This window comes from Lysinibacillus sp. FSL L8-0312 (genome assembly GCF_038003285.1).
Classification (GTDB): Bacteria; Bacillota; Bacilli; order Bacillales_A; family Planococcaceae; genus Lysinibacillus; species Lysinibacillus fusiformis_D.
Genome location: NZ_JBBOOV010000001.1, coordinates 3,106,138 through 3,123,304 on the forward strand (window position 1 = coordinate 3,106,138; position 17,167 = coordinate 3,123,304).

The window sequence follows — 17,167 nt, forward strand, 5'->3', positions numbered from 1 at the left end:
TTGAACCAGTTATCAAATTATGACAATTAACTAATGTCATTTTAAGGAGGAATACTATATGAAACAGATTAGCTTAAGAAAGAAACTCATTTTTGCATTTTTAATGATACTCCTCATTCCCGCACTTTTAATCGGGTATACCTCCTTTAAAAGTACTAAAAATCAGATTTTAGAAGAGCAACAAGCAAGCGCTAAGGAAAGTGTGCGTATGCTTAACAGCAATATTACAAATACAATTGCGCCAAAAGTTCATGACATTGGATATTTTTCCAAAAAAATAAATCAATCTTATTTACAAGAAGATAAAAAAATTGAATTAAAAAAACTTTTTCAAGAATATATTAATACTCATCCTGAGGTAGAGCTGTTATATATTGGAACAGCAGATGGTCAAATAATTGATGAACCCGTCCATGATTATGCAAGTGATTATGATCCACGTAAACGACCTTGGTACGTAGAAGCAATTGAGAACAAAGGGCAAGTATCCATTACTTCACCATATATCTCAAAATCAACAAATAATGTAGTAGTGACTGTCATGCAAGCTCTTCCAGATAATTCTGGTGTGATGGCCTTAGATGTAAATATCTCGGTTCTTAGTGCACTGACAGACGAAACACGTATAGGAGAAACTGGGTTTGCATCCTTACTAGATCGTAATCAGCTATATATTGCGCAAAAAGATAAAGAAAGCGGCTCACAAGCAACAGAAGAATATATGGCAAAAGTTTACGAACAACAGGAAGGTATGATTACGGAAGATGATCGCCAGTTACGTTTTGAAACCAATGAACTTACAGGGTGGAAAATAGTTGGTACAATGTTCATCGCAGAGGCTACAGAGGCAGCTACTGCTTCATTTACTATCACATTGCTCATCATTGGTATTTCTATTATTGTAGGAATTATTTTTATGCTCTCTATGATTAAATCTATTGTGAACCCTATTAAACGACTTCAACAAAGTGCATTAAAAATTAGTGATGGCGATTTAACGGAGTTTATTGATATTCATACAAAGGATGAAATTGGACAGCTTGGTGAGGCATTTGTCTCGATGAAAGTTAGCTTAAAAAAACTGATACGCAATGTTGACCAAAGCTCTCAGCATGTTCAAACCTCTGCCCAAGGACTTTCAGCTAATGCTGAACAAAACATAGCTGCATCTGAACAGGTAACAGAGGCTATGCAGCAGGTAGCTATCAGCACCGAAAAACAAACAACTGGAATCGATCAAAATGCTGTTTCCATTGAGGAAATTGCTAAAGGTGTTGTAGAAGTGGCAGATAGTGCCCTACAAGTTTCAGACCTGTCCAGTCAGGCTATCCAATTAGCAGAGGAAGGCGGACAATCTGTTGAACAAACTGTGAATCAAATGGTTTCCATCCATGAATCTGTGACACAGTCCGACACAATGATTAAATCACTGTTTGATCGAACAAAAGAAATTGGTTCCATTATAGAAATTATTAGTGCCATTTCTGACCAAACGAACCTTCTTGCTCTGAATGCCGCTATTGAAGCAGCCCGAGCTGGTGAACAAGGCAAAGGCTTTGCGGTTGTAGCAGATGAAGTACGTAAATTAGCGGAACAATCCCATCAATCAGCAGAACAAATTTCTACGCTTATTACAGGCATACAACAGGACACGGCTAAATCTGTGCAAACGATGATGAAAGCTTCATCAGATGTCCAAGAAGGGTTACAGCAATCTGAGGATACGAAAAAGAAATTTACAAGTATCGTTGAAAGTCTTCGAGAGATTGCACCGAAAATGGAAGATATATCAGCTTCGGCACAAGAAATGTCTGCCGTTGTAGAAGAAGTATCCGCAACAGCAATTGAGCTATCAGACCATGCAAAACTAAATGCAGCAGCTTCTGAAGAAGTTGCCGCTTCAACGGAACAAACATTGTCCTCCATGCAGGAAATCGCTTCTTCGGCTAAAACTTTACTTGATATGGCGGACGAATTACAAGGCTATGTAGACCGATTTAATTACTAATTATCCATAACGCTTGGCTTTCGACAAAAGACATGGATGAATTAAAATAAAGCACGATGATCTTTGGACTTTCCAAGATCATCGTGCTTTTAATTAGCTATTTATTCATTTGCCTCATGGCTAAATTGCCATTCAATACCGAATTTATCTGTCAGCGAACCGTAACATTTACTCCAAAATGTTTCTTGTAACTCCATCGTTACTTTTCCGCCGTCTTTCAGCTTATCAAATGCTGCTCGCATTTGCTCTTCGTCATCGGAAACAACCGCTAATGTAACATTATTCCCAACGGAGAACGGTGAGCCTGGAAATGTATCTGAGAACATAATTCTACTACCAAATACAGAAAGTCTTGTATGCATCACAAGATCTTTCGCTTCCTCTGGTAGTGGGTAATCAGGATTTTGAGGTGAATCTCCAAACGTCATAATTTCAGCCTTGTCCGTATTAAAAGCATTTTCGTAAAACGCAACAGCCTCTCGACAATTTCCATTAAAGATCAAATACACTTCTACTGCCATTTCCAACACTCCCTTGTCATTTTTTGAAACAATTCTATTGTACATGGATTACAAAACATAGCACAAATTATAAATGGAATCATTCATCTACAAATAAATTTATTCCCCCTTATTTTTAAATTTTTCATTTATTTTCGTAAAAGCTTTGACATTTACTCAAAAATCATGTAAATTACCAAATGGCGAACAATTTAAAATAAATCTTTAAAAATATTCGTATTTTAGGAGTGTATATAATGGATAACGTATTTGACTATGAGGATATTCAACTAATTCCCGCAAAATGTATTGTAGAAAGTCGTTCAGAGTGTGATACTTCGGTTACTTTAGGTGGGCATACTTTTAAGCTTCCTGTAGTACCTGCAAATATGCAAACAATTATTGACGAAAATCTTGCTAAGAAACTTGCTGAAAACGGTTACTTTTATATTATGCACCGTTTCCAACCAGAAACTCGTATAAACTTCATTCAAGAAATGCAAGGAAAGGGCTTAATTGCCTCGATCAGTGTTGGTGTAAAAGAAGATGAATATGCGTTTATTGAAGAATTAGCAGCTGCTAATTTAGTACCTGAATTTATTACAATTGATATTGCACATGGTCATTCAAATGCTGTTATTCGTATGATTCAGCATATTAAAAAGCACTTACCAAACAGCTTTGTCATTGCTGGAAACGTTGGAACACCTGAAGCCGTACGTGAACTAGAAAATGCTGGTGCAGATGCTACAAAAGTAGGCATTGGACCAGGTAAAGTTTGTATTACTAAAATCAAAACAGGCTTTGGTACAGGTGGCTGGCAGCTAGCTGCACTACGTTGGTGTGCAAAGGCTGCTACAAAGCCAATTATTGCTGACGGTGGTATTCGTACACATGGCGATATCGCTAAATCTGTACGTTTCGGCGCTTCAATGGTGATGATTGGTTCTTTATTTGCTGGGCATGAAGAATCACCAGGTGAAACAATTGAGGTTGATGGTAAAACGGTGAAGGAATACTTCGGCTCTGCCTCTGAATTCCAAAAAGGCGAACGCAAAAATGTCGAAGGAAAGAAAATGTATGTTGAGCATAAAGGTAGCATCAAAGATACATTAATCGAGATGCAGCAAGACTTACAATCATCTATTTCTTATGCTGGTGGCACAAAACTAGAGGCTATTCGAAATGTTGATTATGTTATCGTAAAAAATTCTATCTTCAATGGAGATAAAGTATACTAATCCATAGTAACCCCGATAAAGAACTACTTGTTCTTTATTGGGGTTCTTTTATGAGACCTTCCCCATCAATTGTTCTATAAGCATCATGAATACATAGTATATTAAAATATGACATTCATTATCAGAATTTTCTATTTTATTAGAAAACTATATATTATAATATAACTATATTGGAGGAACGGAGGTTTTGTTTCATGAAATCAGTACGTAATAAACTTGTTAGTCTTGCCATCATAGTTATTCTAATATCAACAGTACTAGTTGGAACCGTCAATTACATCGTAGTGAAAGGTGAACTAGATCAAGTAGGTCGACAAAGTCTTAAAAATGGCACACTAGGCATTCTTGAATTAATTGCACAATTAGATGCTCAAGTCCAAAAGGGAAATATAACGTTAGAGGAAGCTCAGGAAAGTGCAAGAACACAAATTGTTGGTAAAAGAGTTGAAGACAATAAACGATCCATCGATAATCCTGTTAAATATGGGGATAATTTTTATTTCTATGCCTTTCAAGATAGCGGCATAGTCGAAACGCATCCATCTCTTGAAGGGCAAAATATTGCTGAATTACAAACAGAGGATGGACGCTTTTTTGTACGCGAAATGATTGAAGCAGCTAAGGCTGGCGGAGGATATGTCCGTTATGATTGGGCACTACCCTCCACCCCTGAAATCGTTGCACCTAAAATTACTTATGTAGAAATGGACGAACATTGGGGGTGGATTATTGCAGCTGGTACATACGAAATGGACTTCAATGCAGGCACTAAAAATGTTTTCTATTACACACTTGGTATGACAATCCTTGCAACGATTATTGGTGTGGCACTCTTCTGGTTCTTCTCTGGACGAATGACTACCTACATACGCAAAATCATGGTGATTACTTCAGATATTGCTAAAGGTAAGCTAACTGGCGATGACATACCTGTTACCACAAAAGATGAACTAGGTATACTGGCTAATAACGTGAATAATATGAAACATAGCTTATATGAAATGGTCAACAATACGAAGGATAGCGCCTCTCAAATGAGAGTTTCTTCAGAGATGCTTAGTGCTATTACAGAGGAAACAACCGCTTCTGCTGACGAAATTCATCAAGCAATCAATGACATCTCTAAAGGGGCTGTTGTGCAAGCAGAAGAAGCTGAGATGGCCATTAGTAAGGTTGAAACACTATCTTCACTTATTTCACTTGCTACAAATAAATATAGTGAGATCACTGAAAATATGAATATCATCAATTCATCACAAGAAAATGGTAGACAAAAAGTAGAAGGTTTACTGCAAAATTCAAGTGAATTCACACAGGTGATTGAGGAGTTAAGAACTAATTTCTCCAGTTTGACGAATCAAATGAAAGAGATTCATCAAGTGGTACAAACAATTACATCTATATCTGAACAAACAAACCTCTTGGCACTCAATGCTAGCATAGAGGCAGCGCGTGCTGGTGAACACGGTAAAGGTTTTGCCATTGTGGCAGAGGAAGTCCGGCATTTATCGGAGGATACAAACGAAGCTACTACGCGTGTCAGAAATCTATTACAGCGTATTGAGGTGGGTACTGCAAACTCTGATGCAAAGATGATACACACGCTCCAACTTTCACAAAATCAAGCCATATCGATTACTGAAGTAAAAGGAGCTTTTACATTCCTAGCAGACTCCATTCAGGATATTACAAAGCATCTCGTTTCACTAGATGAGGGAATGAACGACATGGCGGAAAATCGCATAGTGGTGATGAATGCTATCAAAGAAATAGCCAGTGTAGCTACTCAATCTGCCGCAGCTACGGAACAAATTAATGCTTCCATAGACGAACAAAAATCAGCAGTGAACTCGATTATGCACTCCTCTATGGAACTTCATACAGAGGCAGAGCGCATGTACGACTTAGTAGAACGCTTTACATGACAAGAAAAAAGAATGCTACGGTTTAGGCGTAGCATTCTTCTTAACATTATAGTTTGTTAATTACTGCGTGGATTGTTTCCTTAAGCTCTGCATCATGATCAGCAAGTTCTACAAGGTTTCCTAGACGTTCACGTAATACAGGGCGCTCAATTACTAATTTTTCATCAAGTACTTGTACCAGTAGCTCGATAATAAGACGATCACGAACGTTTAACGCTTCTTCTAAACGTTCTGGTGTAATTTTCGCATCAGTTTTTGCAGCTTTTGCCATTTTAAAAACCCCTTTTATATTTTATATTCATGCACATCTATTTTAGCATACCACTAAATTATTTTGAAAACTTTCTTTCATGAAAATATACCAAAACTTTACAAAAAATAAAGACAAGATTTACGGCAAATTGTTATATTTATATCATAATAAGCCACTGCTCAGCCATATGATGATGTATTTAACAAACCTAATACTAACACTCGATTGGAGGAAATGTATGAATCAAAAAAATTTTACTTATTCGCAGCTCATTAAAGCTGTGCCGAAATCTCTACAGCTATTTCTCAACGTTTGCCTTGTGCTACTAGCTCTTATCCTATCATTTTTGCTTTTTAAGGAGCTAATCGAATTTCTTAAAATATTAATCTTCGCCAAGGAAGGTGGCGATTATAAATTATTCCTTGCCAATATTCTTATTTTCTTCTTATATTTTGAGTTCATCACAATGATTATTAAATATTTTAAAGAGGATTATCATTTTCCACTGCGCTACTTTATATATATAGGTATCACAGCGATGATTCGTTTAATTATTGTGGAGCATGATCACCCTCTAAACACTTTAATTTATTCATTGATTATCCTGATATTAATCATAAGCTATTTTATTATTAATATCACACCACTTGAAAGACCAACGCGATCTTCTATTTTTATAAAAAAGGAGCACTGACCGGTAGTAAGAGCTATTCCTATTCTAAAATGTCGAAATACATGTAGGCTTTTCAAACACATAGAAAAACTGCAATAAGTCTTATAAATATAGCTCTTGGATCGTTACTACACCTATCACCAGCGAAGAAAGCTCGATCCAGAGCCAAAACCCATTTTCTTATAAAAATAAACGGAAACAAAACAACAAAATGAATGTTTTTTGCTAAAAAAATTTGAAAGAGATGTTAGATGAGTTCTTTAGCAACCTTCTCTTTTTATGTAATAAAACAACTGCAACAAGCCCTACCCCACCAATTACTAGAAAACAGGTTCAATTGAAAGTCATGTAGTTGCATACCACCAATGAGTTTGTCATCTTCCCAAAGTCCATAATACTGAAAAAATTATCAAGCGATTTTTCAGCTGCTCTTTTGTCCCATTCTTCCTGGATAGTCTTTTACAACGATATTCAGAAAGTCTAAAACATCTTGTTCTTTTAATAACTTCTCTATTACTCTCATCATATCCCCTCCATTTTCAAAGTGTTGCATGTTGTTTGTGCATTTTTCATATTAATTTTTATATCCCACAAATAACCTATACACCGAAATAATGAACAATGAAAATGATTAAAGGAGGAAAATAAATGTCTTTAATTGATTCGTATATTCACGAAGTGTCTAAAAGGCTACATAAGAATAAGCGTGAAGACATAAAGCTTGAACTAAAAGCTACGATTGAGGATATGCTGCCTGAGTCCTATTCTGAATCCGATGTTAAGGATGTACTCCAAAAACTTGGAAGTCCTACCGAAGTTGCGGCAAGCTTTCAGGATACACCTCGTTTTTTAATTGGCCCAGAGATTTTTGATCAATATACAAGAACAATCAAGCTAGTTATGCCTTGGGCTATTTTCATTACGATTATTATTCATGTAATCCAAAAAATTGTGCTCTATTCAGGTGAAGAAGCGCTTCTTTCAACCATTATTTCGGCATTTGCCATGATTATTGTGGCGATTATTGCTGTAATATTTCACGTATTGTTTTGGATTACCGTTGTTTTCATCATCATCGAGCGCTCTGGTTCTGAAAAGATTCATTTACCCTTTTTGAAAAACGCCAAGCAATGGTCTCCTGATGATTTAGTTAAAATGCAACCCATTCCCAAAGTTAAAGTCATTACTTTAAGTGATACGATTTTTAGCCTAGCTGGAATTCTAATATTTTCTTTTGTCTATTGGAATGCTTATCGTCTTTTAGGGATTTATACAACGAATGACAATGGTAGCTTGAAATTTGTTATGCCAATCTTTAATCAAAATGTTTTACAATCATTTGCTCCTATCGTCTTATTATGTATTGTTCTTAGTCTCGCATTAACCTTTATAAAATGGCGTGCTGGTCAGTGGACAATGCTCATCGCCATCACGAATGCACTACTTCAAAGTGTAGGAACGATCGTCTTTATTTTAATGGCGATACACCAAGATTTTATTCATAGTGCCTCGATTCCCTACATGGCTGCTATCCTAGAAACAACATCCGCTAAGGTTGCCTATACTATAGATAAAATCTTACTCGTCAGTATAATTATTGCTGTTTTAGCAAATGCATTTGATATTTATCAAGGATTTAAAAAAGCGAAAGTATAAAATCCCCCTCTTCAAATCGCTAAAATACCTTTATTCTCTGATGTTTTGTATAATGATAAAGTTGAAAGTATTTTATATACATGAATAATCTGCACAATTCAATCAGAGTAAGGGGAATTAACTATGACCATTCTTCTAGTAGATGACAATCAAGTCAATCTATTTGTCATTGAAAAAATACTAAAAAATGCAGGTTATGATAACTGTGTTTCTCTTTCATCTGCTTATGAGCTATTTGATTATTTACAATTAGATGCACCAAATCCAACAGGAAATTCTGTAGATTTAATATTGTTAGACATTATGATGCCGGAAGTAGATGGTATTGAGGCCTGCAAACGCATTAAGCAAAATGAAAGATTGAAAGATATTCAAATCATATTTGTCACAGCACTGGAAGATAAAAACAAACTAGCAGAAGCACTAGACATTGGTGGCGTAGATTATATTACAAAACCAATTAATAAAACGGAGCTGCTTGCAAGAATTCGTGTTGCCTTACGCTTAAAAGCTGAATTAGACTGGCACACCCAGCATGACAAGAAAATTCAATATGAACTAGATCTAGCCACTCATGTACAACGAAGCCTGCTCAGTCCACCATTAAACGAGAAGGATATCCGGATAGAAGTTTCTTATCTACCATCCTCTAATTTAGCAGGCGATATGTATTATTGGTACAAAATAGACGATCATCGCTATGCTATCATTTTATTGGATATGATGGGTCACGGTATATCTGCAGCGCTTGTTTGTATGTTTATCTCCTCTGTTTTAAGAGAGGCCGTTAAACAACTAAACGACCCAGAGCTTGTCATCAAAGAACTGAATCGTTATATGACTCTTTTACAAGATGGAAAAGATAATAATCTTTATTATTTTACAGCGATTTATTTCATCATTGATACAGAGCAAAAAACAGTCGAATACATAAACGCTGGTCACCCTCCTGGATACGCACTAATAGATGAAAAAACATGTATTCCATTAAATCAAGGTAGCTGTGCGGTCGGCTTTTTCGATGAAATGAAAGTTCAAAAGCAATGTATTCAATATGAACAAGATATTCAAATTGTGTTATTTACAGATGGTGTTTTAGAGGCAATGGGCCCCTGTGAAATCGAATCAGAAAAGCATTTGCAAACGCTAACATCCACTAAGTGGGATTATTCACAATGCCTCATTGACAACCTATTACCTAAAGATAAACAAGAAAACCAGCCTGATGATATGTGTGTATTAATGATTCAAGCTAGCACTACTTCCATATAAATAAAAAGCAGAGGCTATCACATGAAGATAGCCTCTTACTCATTAATACATTTTTTGATAAATTCTTTCGTAGCCTACAATTTCTCGATATTTTGAAATAATCTCTTCAAACCGCAATGTTTCTTTATCCCCTAAGCATAAAAATCCTTTGTCACTTAGACTCTCATAAAACAAGTGGTGTACCTGGCTCTGTAGCTTAGGTGAAAAATAAATCAGGACATTTCTGCACAAGACAACATGAAACTCATTAAAAGAATGATCCGTTACTAAATTATGCTGAGCAAAAATAATATTTTTCAATAGTGTTGGATGGAAGTAAGCATATTGATAATCTGTTTGATAGTATTCTGAAAACGCATGGGCTCCTCCAGCAAGCATATAGTTTTTCGTATATGCCTGCATTTTATGAATAGGGAAAGCTCCTTTCTTCGCTTTTTCTAATACTTGCTCATTCATATCTGTTGCATAAATAATAGACCTCTCTATAAGCCCCTCTTCCTGAAGTAAAATAGCCATAGAATATACTTCCTCACCTGTCGCACACCCAGCATGCCAAATACGTATTTCTGGATACTCTCTTAAAATGGGGATTACTTTTTCACGAAAAGCTTTAAAAAAGCTAGGATTACGAAACATCTCGGTTACATTTATCGAAAAATCATTCAACATCTGCTCTAAAAATTCTTGATCATGAATGACCTTTTCTAGTACCCGGGAAATCGTTGGAATGTTATTGATCCCCATCCTATTATAAATTCTACGTGAAATGGATGAACGATTGTATTGACGAAAATCATAGCCTGATAAACGATAAATAGCCTCTAGTAATAAATCAATTTCTAAATTTGTTTGTTTATTTAATTGTATTTTTTGCTCCAAAGGCTGAAATTGCTCCATGTTCATTAACTCCCTTTAGAAACGAGCCAGACTCTTAAGACCGATAGTAATTGATCTAAATTTAATGGCTTGCTAATATAATCAGATGCGCCAGCCTGCAATGATTTATCACGGTCATTTTTCATAGCCTTTGCCGTCAATGCAATGATCGGTAAGTCTATTCGTTTCATTTGTTGTCGAATAATAGTCATCGCTTCATAGCCATCCATATTCGGCATCATTATATCCATCAGAACGAGATCGATGTCAGGATGCGCATGCATTACCTCTAAGCATTCAAGCCCATCTTTAGCAACTAGAATGCTCATACCTCTTTTTTCTAATGCCGTTTTTAATGCATAAATATTACGGTTATCATCATCTACTATTAAAATATTTTTCCCTTGGAAAACCTCTACCTCTTGTTGAAGGGCTCCCTCTATTTCCTTTGACTGCTCTGCAATTGGCTCCTCTACCAATGTAACGGCCACTTCGTTCATGGCAAGCTTTTGACAATGCTCCTCTTCGATTCCATTTGGTAAGCTTGGAATCGTTAACGTAAAGCTACTCCCCTGTCCTTCAGCACTTTGCAGCGTAATCCAGCCACCAAGCAATTTAGCAAACTCCTTACAAATAGAAAGACCAAGTCCAGTCCCACCATATTTTCGAACCGTAGCGCCATCGGCTTGCTGGAATGATTCAAAAATAAGCTGATGCTTGTCTTTTGGAATACCTATCCCCGTATCTGATACAGTAATTTCAAGCCAATCTGTACTTATATCCTGCATATTATTTGTTAACTGCTGTGGTGTAAGCTGATGAATAGCTAAATTTACCGAACCATGTTCCGTAAATTTAAAGGCATTGGATAATAAATTCTTTATGATTTGATGGAATCTCTTTTCATCTGTATAGAATACATCTACAACATGATCTGCCTTTGAAATATGGAATGCTAAATTCTTCTTCATCGCAACAGGTGCAAAGGTATGTTCAATTTGTACAGGTACTTCGCTCATGTTCACTTCATTAAAAATAATATCAAGCTTTCCTGCCTCGACTTTTGATAAATCTAAAATATCATTAATTAAAGCAAGTAAGTCCTCTCCAGAAGAATGAATGACTTGAGCATACTCTATTTCCTCGTCTGTTAGATTTTGTTGACTATTTTCTGCTAGCATCTCCGATAAAATTAATATGCTGTTTAAGGGTGTTCTTAATTCGTGTGACATGTTTGCTAAAAACTCGGATTTGTAGTTTGAATTCAAGATAAGCTGCTCGGCACTTTCTTCTAATTCCTTTTTCGCCTTTTCTAGCTCTCTTGATTTAGATTCTGCCTCTTTTGTACGTTCTTCAAGCTGCTCATTAATCATTGTCAGCTCTTCGGTCTGCATTTGTAATTCTTCTGATTGTGTCTGCAGCTCTTCTGATTGAACTTGTAACTCCTCAGTCATTGCTCTAGATTCATTCAATAGACGAACAATTTCCATGCGTCCTAAAACACTATTCACTGTTAGCCCAAAAGTTTCTGTGACCTGCTTTACTAATTCTTGCTGTAGCTTACTAAATTTAGTCATTGTCGCTATTTCTGCAACTGCTATCACTTCATTTTCAAAAATGACAGGAATCAATAAAATATTATGCGGTCTTACCTCGCCTAATCCTGTTCTGATTAAACGATAGTCTTTTGGAATATTATCGTAAAATAACATTCGTTTTTCTAATGCACATTGCCCAATTAATCCTTGTCCTATTTTAAAGCTTTCCATACCGACGCGATCATCTCCGTCAGCAAATGCAGCCTTTTTCACAAATTGTACTTGGTCCTCTGTTACTTCACGAACATAAAATGCACCAAGCGATGCCTCTGTTTTCTGCGCGATTTCTGACAGGAAGGTCTCAGCCAATTTTGTGATGGCTGAAACTCCTTGATATTTTGTCACAATTTCCGCAATATTGCTTTGTAGCCATTCTCTCTTTTCGACTGACTCTAGCAGTATATTCGTTGCATTAGCAAGATCATTCACTTCATCATTGGTATTCACATAGATTCTTCTTGTAAAATCACCTTTTGTAGCTGCGATTTCTTGTATGGTTTGTGTAACTTCTGTTATCGTTTTTACAATAGAACGTGAAATACCACTAGCTATGACAATTGCTATAATAGAAACTAAAATTAAAATCCCAAATAAACCACTAGTTAATTTATTATTTTGTTTATCTAATTGACTTGCCTTCGCCTGTGTATAAACATTTTCAGTTGAACGGAACGAATCAAATAACTTACGCATTTTCTCCAAATCTTGGCGCCCAGTATCTACTTTAAAAAACTCATTTAACGCTTCTATATTATTATCTTTTTTATATTGAATCGTTGGCTCTCCCGAAGTGGCAATCCAATGTTCAATCGTTTCCTCTATCTCTTTTAGTTTTTCCTGCTGTGATGGTTTATCTGTCATTCGCTGATAGAGATCATTAAAATCTATTTTCCAATTATCAGCTGCCTTATTATAAGGCTCAAGATAGCTTTGCTTGCCTGTAATAATGAAAGCTCGCTGACTCGATTCCATATCCAATATATATTTTTCAATTTCATTGGTTAGTGTTTGAACATTGGAATCGTACTTAATAATATAATTTCTTTCCTTTTGCAAAGAATTAATTTGATTATTTAATATGACAACGGCTGCAAGTAAGCAAAGAATGATTACGATATAACCTAATGTAATCTTAGAGCGTATACCCAATTTCAATCTATTTAACATTTGGTTTTCCTACCTTTACCTTTCTTTCACTCTATTTTATTACTAGTATACATGTAAAAATAACTGATTATCTCTTCTTTTGACATGAGCAACAAAGAAATTTTGCTGTTTCGTATTAATAAGTCTATGCATTTTTCATATACATTTTATATTGAGTCATTTCTAAATTAAGGAGAGAATACATGTGGACATAATCGTAAGACCAGGAGATTCACTTTGGCATTTCAGTGAAGTGTTTAAAATACCGCTTCAACTAATTTTAGATTCCAATGAAAATATAAATCCCCAATTTTTAAGAGTTGGACAACGCATTCGTATTCCTGGTTTTGTGACCATCGACTATCAATTGAAACAAGGGGACTCTTTTTGGCAAATTGCACAGAGTCAAAACCTCCCCCTAGTCGCCCTATTACTCGTTAATCCAGGTCTCAATCCAAATCGCTTACAAATTGGTCAGATGATTCGTATACCACAACGTATTACGTGGCGTTTAGTTGATGGTAAGCAAAATTATACGTATACCCGTATGATGAATGATCTTAATAAACTAATTGATGCTTATCCTTTTCTTCACAATTCAACTATTGGTAGTTCCGTTTTAGGGAAAGGTCTACCTGAGTTGTTGATTGGCAATGGAGCTAAACGTGTTCACTATAACGGCTCCTTCCATGCAAATGAATGGATTACTACACCTATTATTCTAACATTTTTAAACGACTATTTGCTCGCCCTCACCAACCAAAGTAGCATTCGTGGCATCTCTCCATTCTCTCTTTACCAGCAAACCTCTCTTTCTATCGTACCCATGGTGAATCCTGATGGAGTGGATTTAGTAATACAAGGTCCCCCAAATGATACAACATTAAGAAATCAACTAATTACATGGAATAATGATAGCTCTGATTTTTCTGGCTGGAAAGCAAACATCCATGGCATCGATTTAAATGATCAATTTCCTGCACAATGGGAGTTAGAAAGTGCCCGTAACCCTAAGACACCAGGGCCTAGAGATTATGGTGGTGACAGACCTTTATCTGAACCTGAAGCTATTGCGATGGCTGACTTGACTAAACTACGTGATTTTTCAAGAGTACTAGCCTTTCATACACAGGGGCGTGTTATTTATTGGGGCTTTGAAAATCTTGAGCCTCCAGAATCAGAGGTACTTGTGAATGAATTTAGTAGAGTCAGCGGCTATGAACCCATTCAATCTGCAGGAAGCTATGCAGGCTATAAAGATTGGTTCATTCAAGATTGGCGTAGACCTGGCTTTACCGTTGAGCTAGGAAGCGGTACGAATCCTTTGCCAATCAGTCAGTTTGACGAAATTTATGAGGAAGCCCTCGGAATTTTTCTTGCAGCATTATATATGTAAAAGTATTGTTTGAGCTCCATTCGCTATGAAATTGTCCTTTGCGGCATTTCAGTGAATGGAGTTTTTTCATGAAGAGGAATTGGACATAATTGCCAAAAAGGAAAAATAAATTACTTTGACAGGTAGAGTAATGTTTGCTACTATTACTCTGACAGATAGAGCAATAAAATAAAGTAGGTGACTTATGGTTCGCAGTGATATTATCCGAGGACATTTGGATTCGATTATTTTACGGCTAATTTCAGAAAAAGATCGTTATGGCTATGAAATTTCTCAGGAAATAAGTCTCCGTACAAACAATCGATTTCAAATCAAGGAAGCAACTTTGTATGCCGTTTTTCAACGTCTCGAGAAAAAGGAAATTATTGAAGCCTATTATGGCGATGTTTCACATGGAGGCAAAAGAAAGTATTACCGTATTACCTCATTAGGTAAAGCCTATTTAAATGAGTTAGTGAAAGAATGGTCAGAAGTAAAGGAAATAATCGATTTATTTATGGAGGGCTTTGAATGAAAAGAATAAAAAACCATATTGATGAGCTTTTTAAGGATATTCCTCGTAATAACGAGACTGAAATGGTCAAACAAGAAATCATTGAAAATCTTGAAGAAAAAGTATTTTACTTGATGGATCAAGGAAAGGAACAAGAAGATGCCATCAATAAGGCGATTGTAGAATTCGGAGATATTGAAGATTTGAAAAAGGAATTGGGTGTTAAGGAGCCTGCTAAGAAAAACATGGCAAAACTAAATTTAGAGTTTTCCATCTGGGGGAGTGGCTTAATCATTGCATTTTTTATCTTTATTAATCTTTATTACACTCCACATACAGTTTGGGCCATCTATCCAATCTTCGCAATACTTTGGTGGCCTTTATCAATGTACTTTGTATGGTCACGTAAGAAATGGGGTGAATGAACATGAGGAACTTTATTAACTTTTCTTTAGCCGGGAGCCTGATGACCATGATTTTTTTAGGGATCGTCAATTACACGACATCACCGCAAACAATGTGGTTTATATATCCTTGCCTGCTGCTCTTGCTATGGCCAATTACGCTATTTTTTATGTCTAATAAAATGTATAAACAATACTCTATCGTTTGTAGTGCAATGATTATCGCATTTCTTATCGTTGAAAATTATTTATATGCACCAAATCATTTATGGTTTATCTATGCTATTTATCCAATTATCTGGTGGCCGCTTCTTATGTACTTAGGTGAAAAAGCAAAAACTTTAAAAACAGCACTCATCGGCTGTGCTTCCACAATTATTTATTATGCATTCCTGAATATCATGCTGTCTCCTCAATATCCTTGGGCGATTTATCCCGCGTTTTTAATTATGTGGTGGCCTCTAGCTTTATATCATGCTCAACGGAAAACGTTTGTAGCATTCTCCGTGACAGCTTCATTGCTAATTAGTATCTTTTTCATTATTGTTAACGTCGTTTCTTCACCTACGGTTATATGGGCGATCTACCCTATTTTTGTTACGCTATGGTGGCCGCTAAGTATGTATTTTTATGTGTATAAAAGAAAAATGTATCAAGCTACCTTTACGAAACGCATGTAAAGAAGGGATTCTATGAAAGCTATTAAAAAATTCGTCAAATATCTTGTCATTATCATGAGCTCCTTACTTTTACTAGCACTTCTATTCCCAACATGGACATCATCTATAAAGGGAACTAATAGCATTAGTACATTAGAGCAGGTAGCAATTAACGACAGTGACCATGAAATTATGATACGTGGGCAAAACAAAGATAATCCTGTGATCATCTTTGTCCACGGTGGACCTGGCTGTTCTGAAATCCCCTATGCCAAAAAATATCAAGATTTGTTGGAAACCGAATTTACCGTGGTCCATTACGATCAACGGGCTAGCGGGAAATCCTATCATTTTTTCGAGGACTATTCTAATCTTTCATCTGACCTGCTTGTGGAGGATTTATTAGCACTGACTGATTATATAGCTAATCGCCTAGACAAAGAAAAAATCATCTTAATCGGTCATTCCTATGGTACATATATTGCCACACAAGCAGCTGCTAAAGCTCCTGAAAAATATGAAGCCTACATTGGTATTGGTCAAATGAGTAATACCATTGAAAGTGAAATGGATAGTTTACAGTACACCATCCTACAGGCTCAACTCAAAGGGAACACAGAAGATGTTGTATATTTACAAAGGTTAACGGAAGACATAAATAAGGGTAAGACATTTACACCCCGCCATTACGTAAATAAATATGGAGGAGCCACAAGAAACATTGATAACCCTGACGGCAATATGTTAGGAATGCTATTCAGTGCAGAATATAATTTATTGGATATGATCCGCTACAACAAAGGCCTATCATTATCTCAAGAAGCATTATTAAAAGAGGTCATGCAACATCCATTACCTACTAAAGTTAATAGACTAGACCTCCCCTTCTATTTTGTAATGGGTGACTACGACTATCAAACATCATCGAATACCGCTAAAAAATACTTCGACCAAATAGATGCCGAGAAAAAAGAATTTATAGCATACGAAAACTCTGCACACTACCCACAGTTCGAAGAAAAAGATAGATTTTTTGAATGGATGCGTGTGACTTTTAAACAATAAAT

The 17,167-nt window shown here is 36.0% G+C and carries 15 protein-coding genes; 11 read left to right on the forward strand and 4 right to left on the reverse strand.

Features of this window, described 5'->3' with window-relative positions:
* The first annotated feature begins 58 nt into the window (after positions 1 to 58).
* A complete protein-coding gene (locus tag MHI22_RS15740) occupies positions 59 to 2,008 on the forward strand; it encodes a methyl-accepting chemotaxis protein (RefSeq protein ID WP_340812373.1) in 1,950 nt (649 codons plus the stop codon).
* A 101-nt stretch (positions 2,009 to 2,109) separates the two neighbouring features.
* On the opposite strand, the gene MHI22_RS15745 is transcribed toward MHI22_RS15740, so the two are convergent.
* On the reverse strand, positions 2,110 to 2,529 hold the full coding sequence (locus MHI22_RS15745; protein ID WP_036119456.1) for a VOC family protein: 420 nt from the start codon (positions 2,527 to 2,529) through the stop codon (positions 2,110 to 2,112).
* Between the two features lie 236 nt (positions 2,530 to 2,765).
* Here MHI22_RS15745 and guaC point away from each other — a divergent pair, with 236 nt between their 5' ends.
* Both guaC and MHI22_RS15755 read left to right on the forward strand, forming a co-directional pair.
* On the forward strand, positions 2,766 to 3,749 hold the full coding sequence (gene guaC, locus MHI22_RS15750) for a GMP reductase (RefSeq protein ID WP_036119459.1): 984 nt from the start codon (positions 2,766 to 2,768) through the stop codon (positions 3,747 to 3,749).
* A 194-nt stretch (positions 3,750 to 3,943) separates the two neighbouring features.
* On the forward strand, positions 3,944 to 5,674 hold the full coding sequence (locus MHI22_RS15755; protein ID WP_036119462.1) for a methyl-accepting chemotaxis protein: 1,731 nt from the start codon (positions 3,944 to 3,946) through the stop codon (positions 5,672 to 5,674).
* Positions 5,675 to 5,720: 46 nt separating this feature from the next.
* Here the strand turns inward: MHI22_RS15755 and MHI22_RS15760 are convergent, their stop codons facing one another.
* Positions 5,721 to 5,945 (reverse strand): hypothetical protein, encoded by a 225-nt coding sequence (locus MHI22_RS15760; RefSeq protein WP_036119465.1) that lies wholly within the window; start codon positions 5,943 to 5,945, stop codon positions 5,721 to 5,723.
* Between the two features lie 220 nt (positions 5,946 to 6,165).
* On the opposite strand from MHI22_RS15760, the gene psiE reads away from it, so the two are divergent.
* The 3 genes from psiE to MHI22_RS15775 all read left to right on the forward strand — a co-directional run bounded on the left by psiE (position 6,166) and on the right by MHI22_RS15775 (position 9,528).
* Positions 6,166 to 6,621 carry a phosphate-starvation-inducible protein PsiE gene (psiE, locus tag MHI22_RS15765; RefSeq protein ID WP_036119468.1) on the forward strand — a complete coding sequence of 152 codons (456 nt, stop codon included), beginning with the start codon at positions 6,166 to 6,168 and terminating at the stop codon, positions 6,619 to 6,621.
* Positions 6,622 to 7,248: 627 nt separating this feature from the next.
* Positions 7,249 to 8,256, forward strand: a complete 1,008-nt coding sequence (locus tag MHI22_RS15770) for an HAAS signaling domain-containing protein (RefSeq protein WP_036119471.1) — start codon at positions 7,249 to 7,251, stop codon at positions 8,254 to 8,256.
* Positions 8,257 to 8,379: 123 nt separating this feature from the next.
* On the forward strand, positions 8,380 to 9,528 hold the full coding sequence (locus MHI22_RS15775; RefSeq protein WP_036119474.1) for a SpoIIE family protein phosphatase: 1,149 nt from the start codon (positions 8,380 to 8,382) through the stop codon (positions 9,526 to 9,528).
* A 42-nt stretch (positions 9,529 to 9,570) separates the two neighbouring features.
* Here the strand turns inward: MHI22_RS15775 and MHI22_RS15780 are convergent, their stop codons facing one another.
* On the reverse strand, positions 9,571 to 10,425 hold the full coding sequence (locus MHI22_RS15780) for a CheR family methyltransferase (RefSeq protein ID WP_058844099.1): 855 nt from the start codon (positions 10,423 to 10,425) through the stop codon (positions 9,571 to 9,573).
* A 5-nt stretch (positions 10,426 to 10,430) separates the two neighbouring features.
* Positions 10,431 to 13,169: an ATP-binding protein gene (locus MHI22_RS15785; RefSeq protein WP_271911926.1), complete on the reverse strand. Its 2,739-nt coding sequence runs from the start codon at positions 13,167 to 13,169 to the stop codon at positions 10,431 to 10,433.
* 184 nt (positions 13,170 to 13,353) lie between these two features.
* Here MHI22_RS15785 and MHI22_RS15790 point away from each other — a divergent pair, with 184 nt between their 5' ends.
* The 5 genes from MHI22_RS15790 to MHI22_RS15810 all read left to right on the forward strand — a co-directional run bounded on the left by MHI22_RS15790 (position 13,354) and on the right by MHI22_RS15810 (position 17,165).
* Positions 13,354 to 14,544: a M14 family metallopeptidase gene (locus MHI22_RS15790; protein ID WP_036119487.1), complete on the forward strand. Its 1,191-nt coding sequence runs from the start codon at positions 13,354 to 13,356 to the stop codon at positions 14,542 to 14,544.
* Between the two features lie 184 nt (positions 14,545 to 14,728).
* On the forward strand, positions 14,729 to 15,058 hold the full coding sequence (locus tag MHI22_RS15795) for a PadR family transcriptional regulator (RefSeq protein WP_036119488.1): 330 nt from the start codon (positions 14,729 to 14,731) through the stop codon (positions 15,056 to 15,058).
* On the forward strand, positions 15,055 to 15,462 hold the full coding sequence (locus tag MHI22_RS15800) for a permease prefix domain 1-containing protein (protein WP_036119491.1): 408 nt from the start codon (positions 15,055 to 15,057) through the stop codon (positions 15,460 to 15,462). Before MHI22_RS15795 ends, MHI22_RS15800 begins: the two co-directional genes overlap by 4 nt.
* A 2-nt stretch (positions 15,463 to 15,464) precedes the next feature.
* Positions 15,465 to 16,121 carry a hypothetical protein gene (locus tag MHI22_RS15805; RefSeq protein ID WP_036119494.1) on the forward strand — a complete coding sequence of 219 codons (657 nt, stop codon included), beginning with the start codon at positions 15,465 to 15,467 and terminating at the stop codon, positions 16,119 to 16,121.
* Between the two features lie 12 nt (positions 16,122 to 16,133).
* Positions 16,134 to 17,165, forward strand: a complete 1,032-nt coding sequence (locus tag MHI22_RS15810) for an alpha/beta fold hydrolase (protein WP_036119497.1) — start codon at positions 16,134 to 16,136, stop codon at positions 17,163 to 17,165.
* Positions 17,166 to 17,167 lie beyond the last annotated feature (2 nt).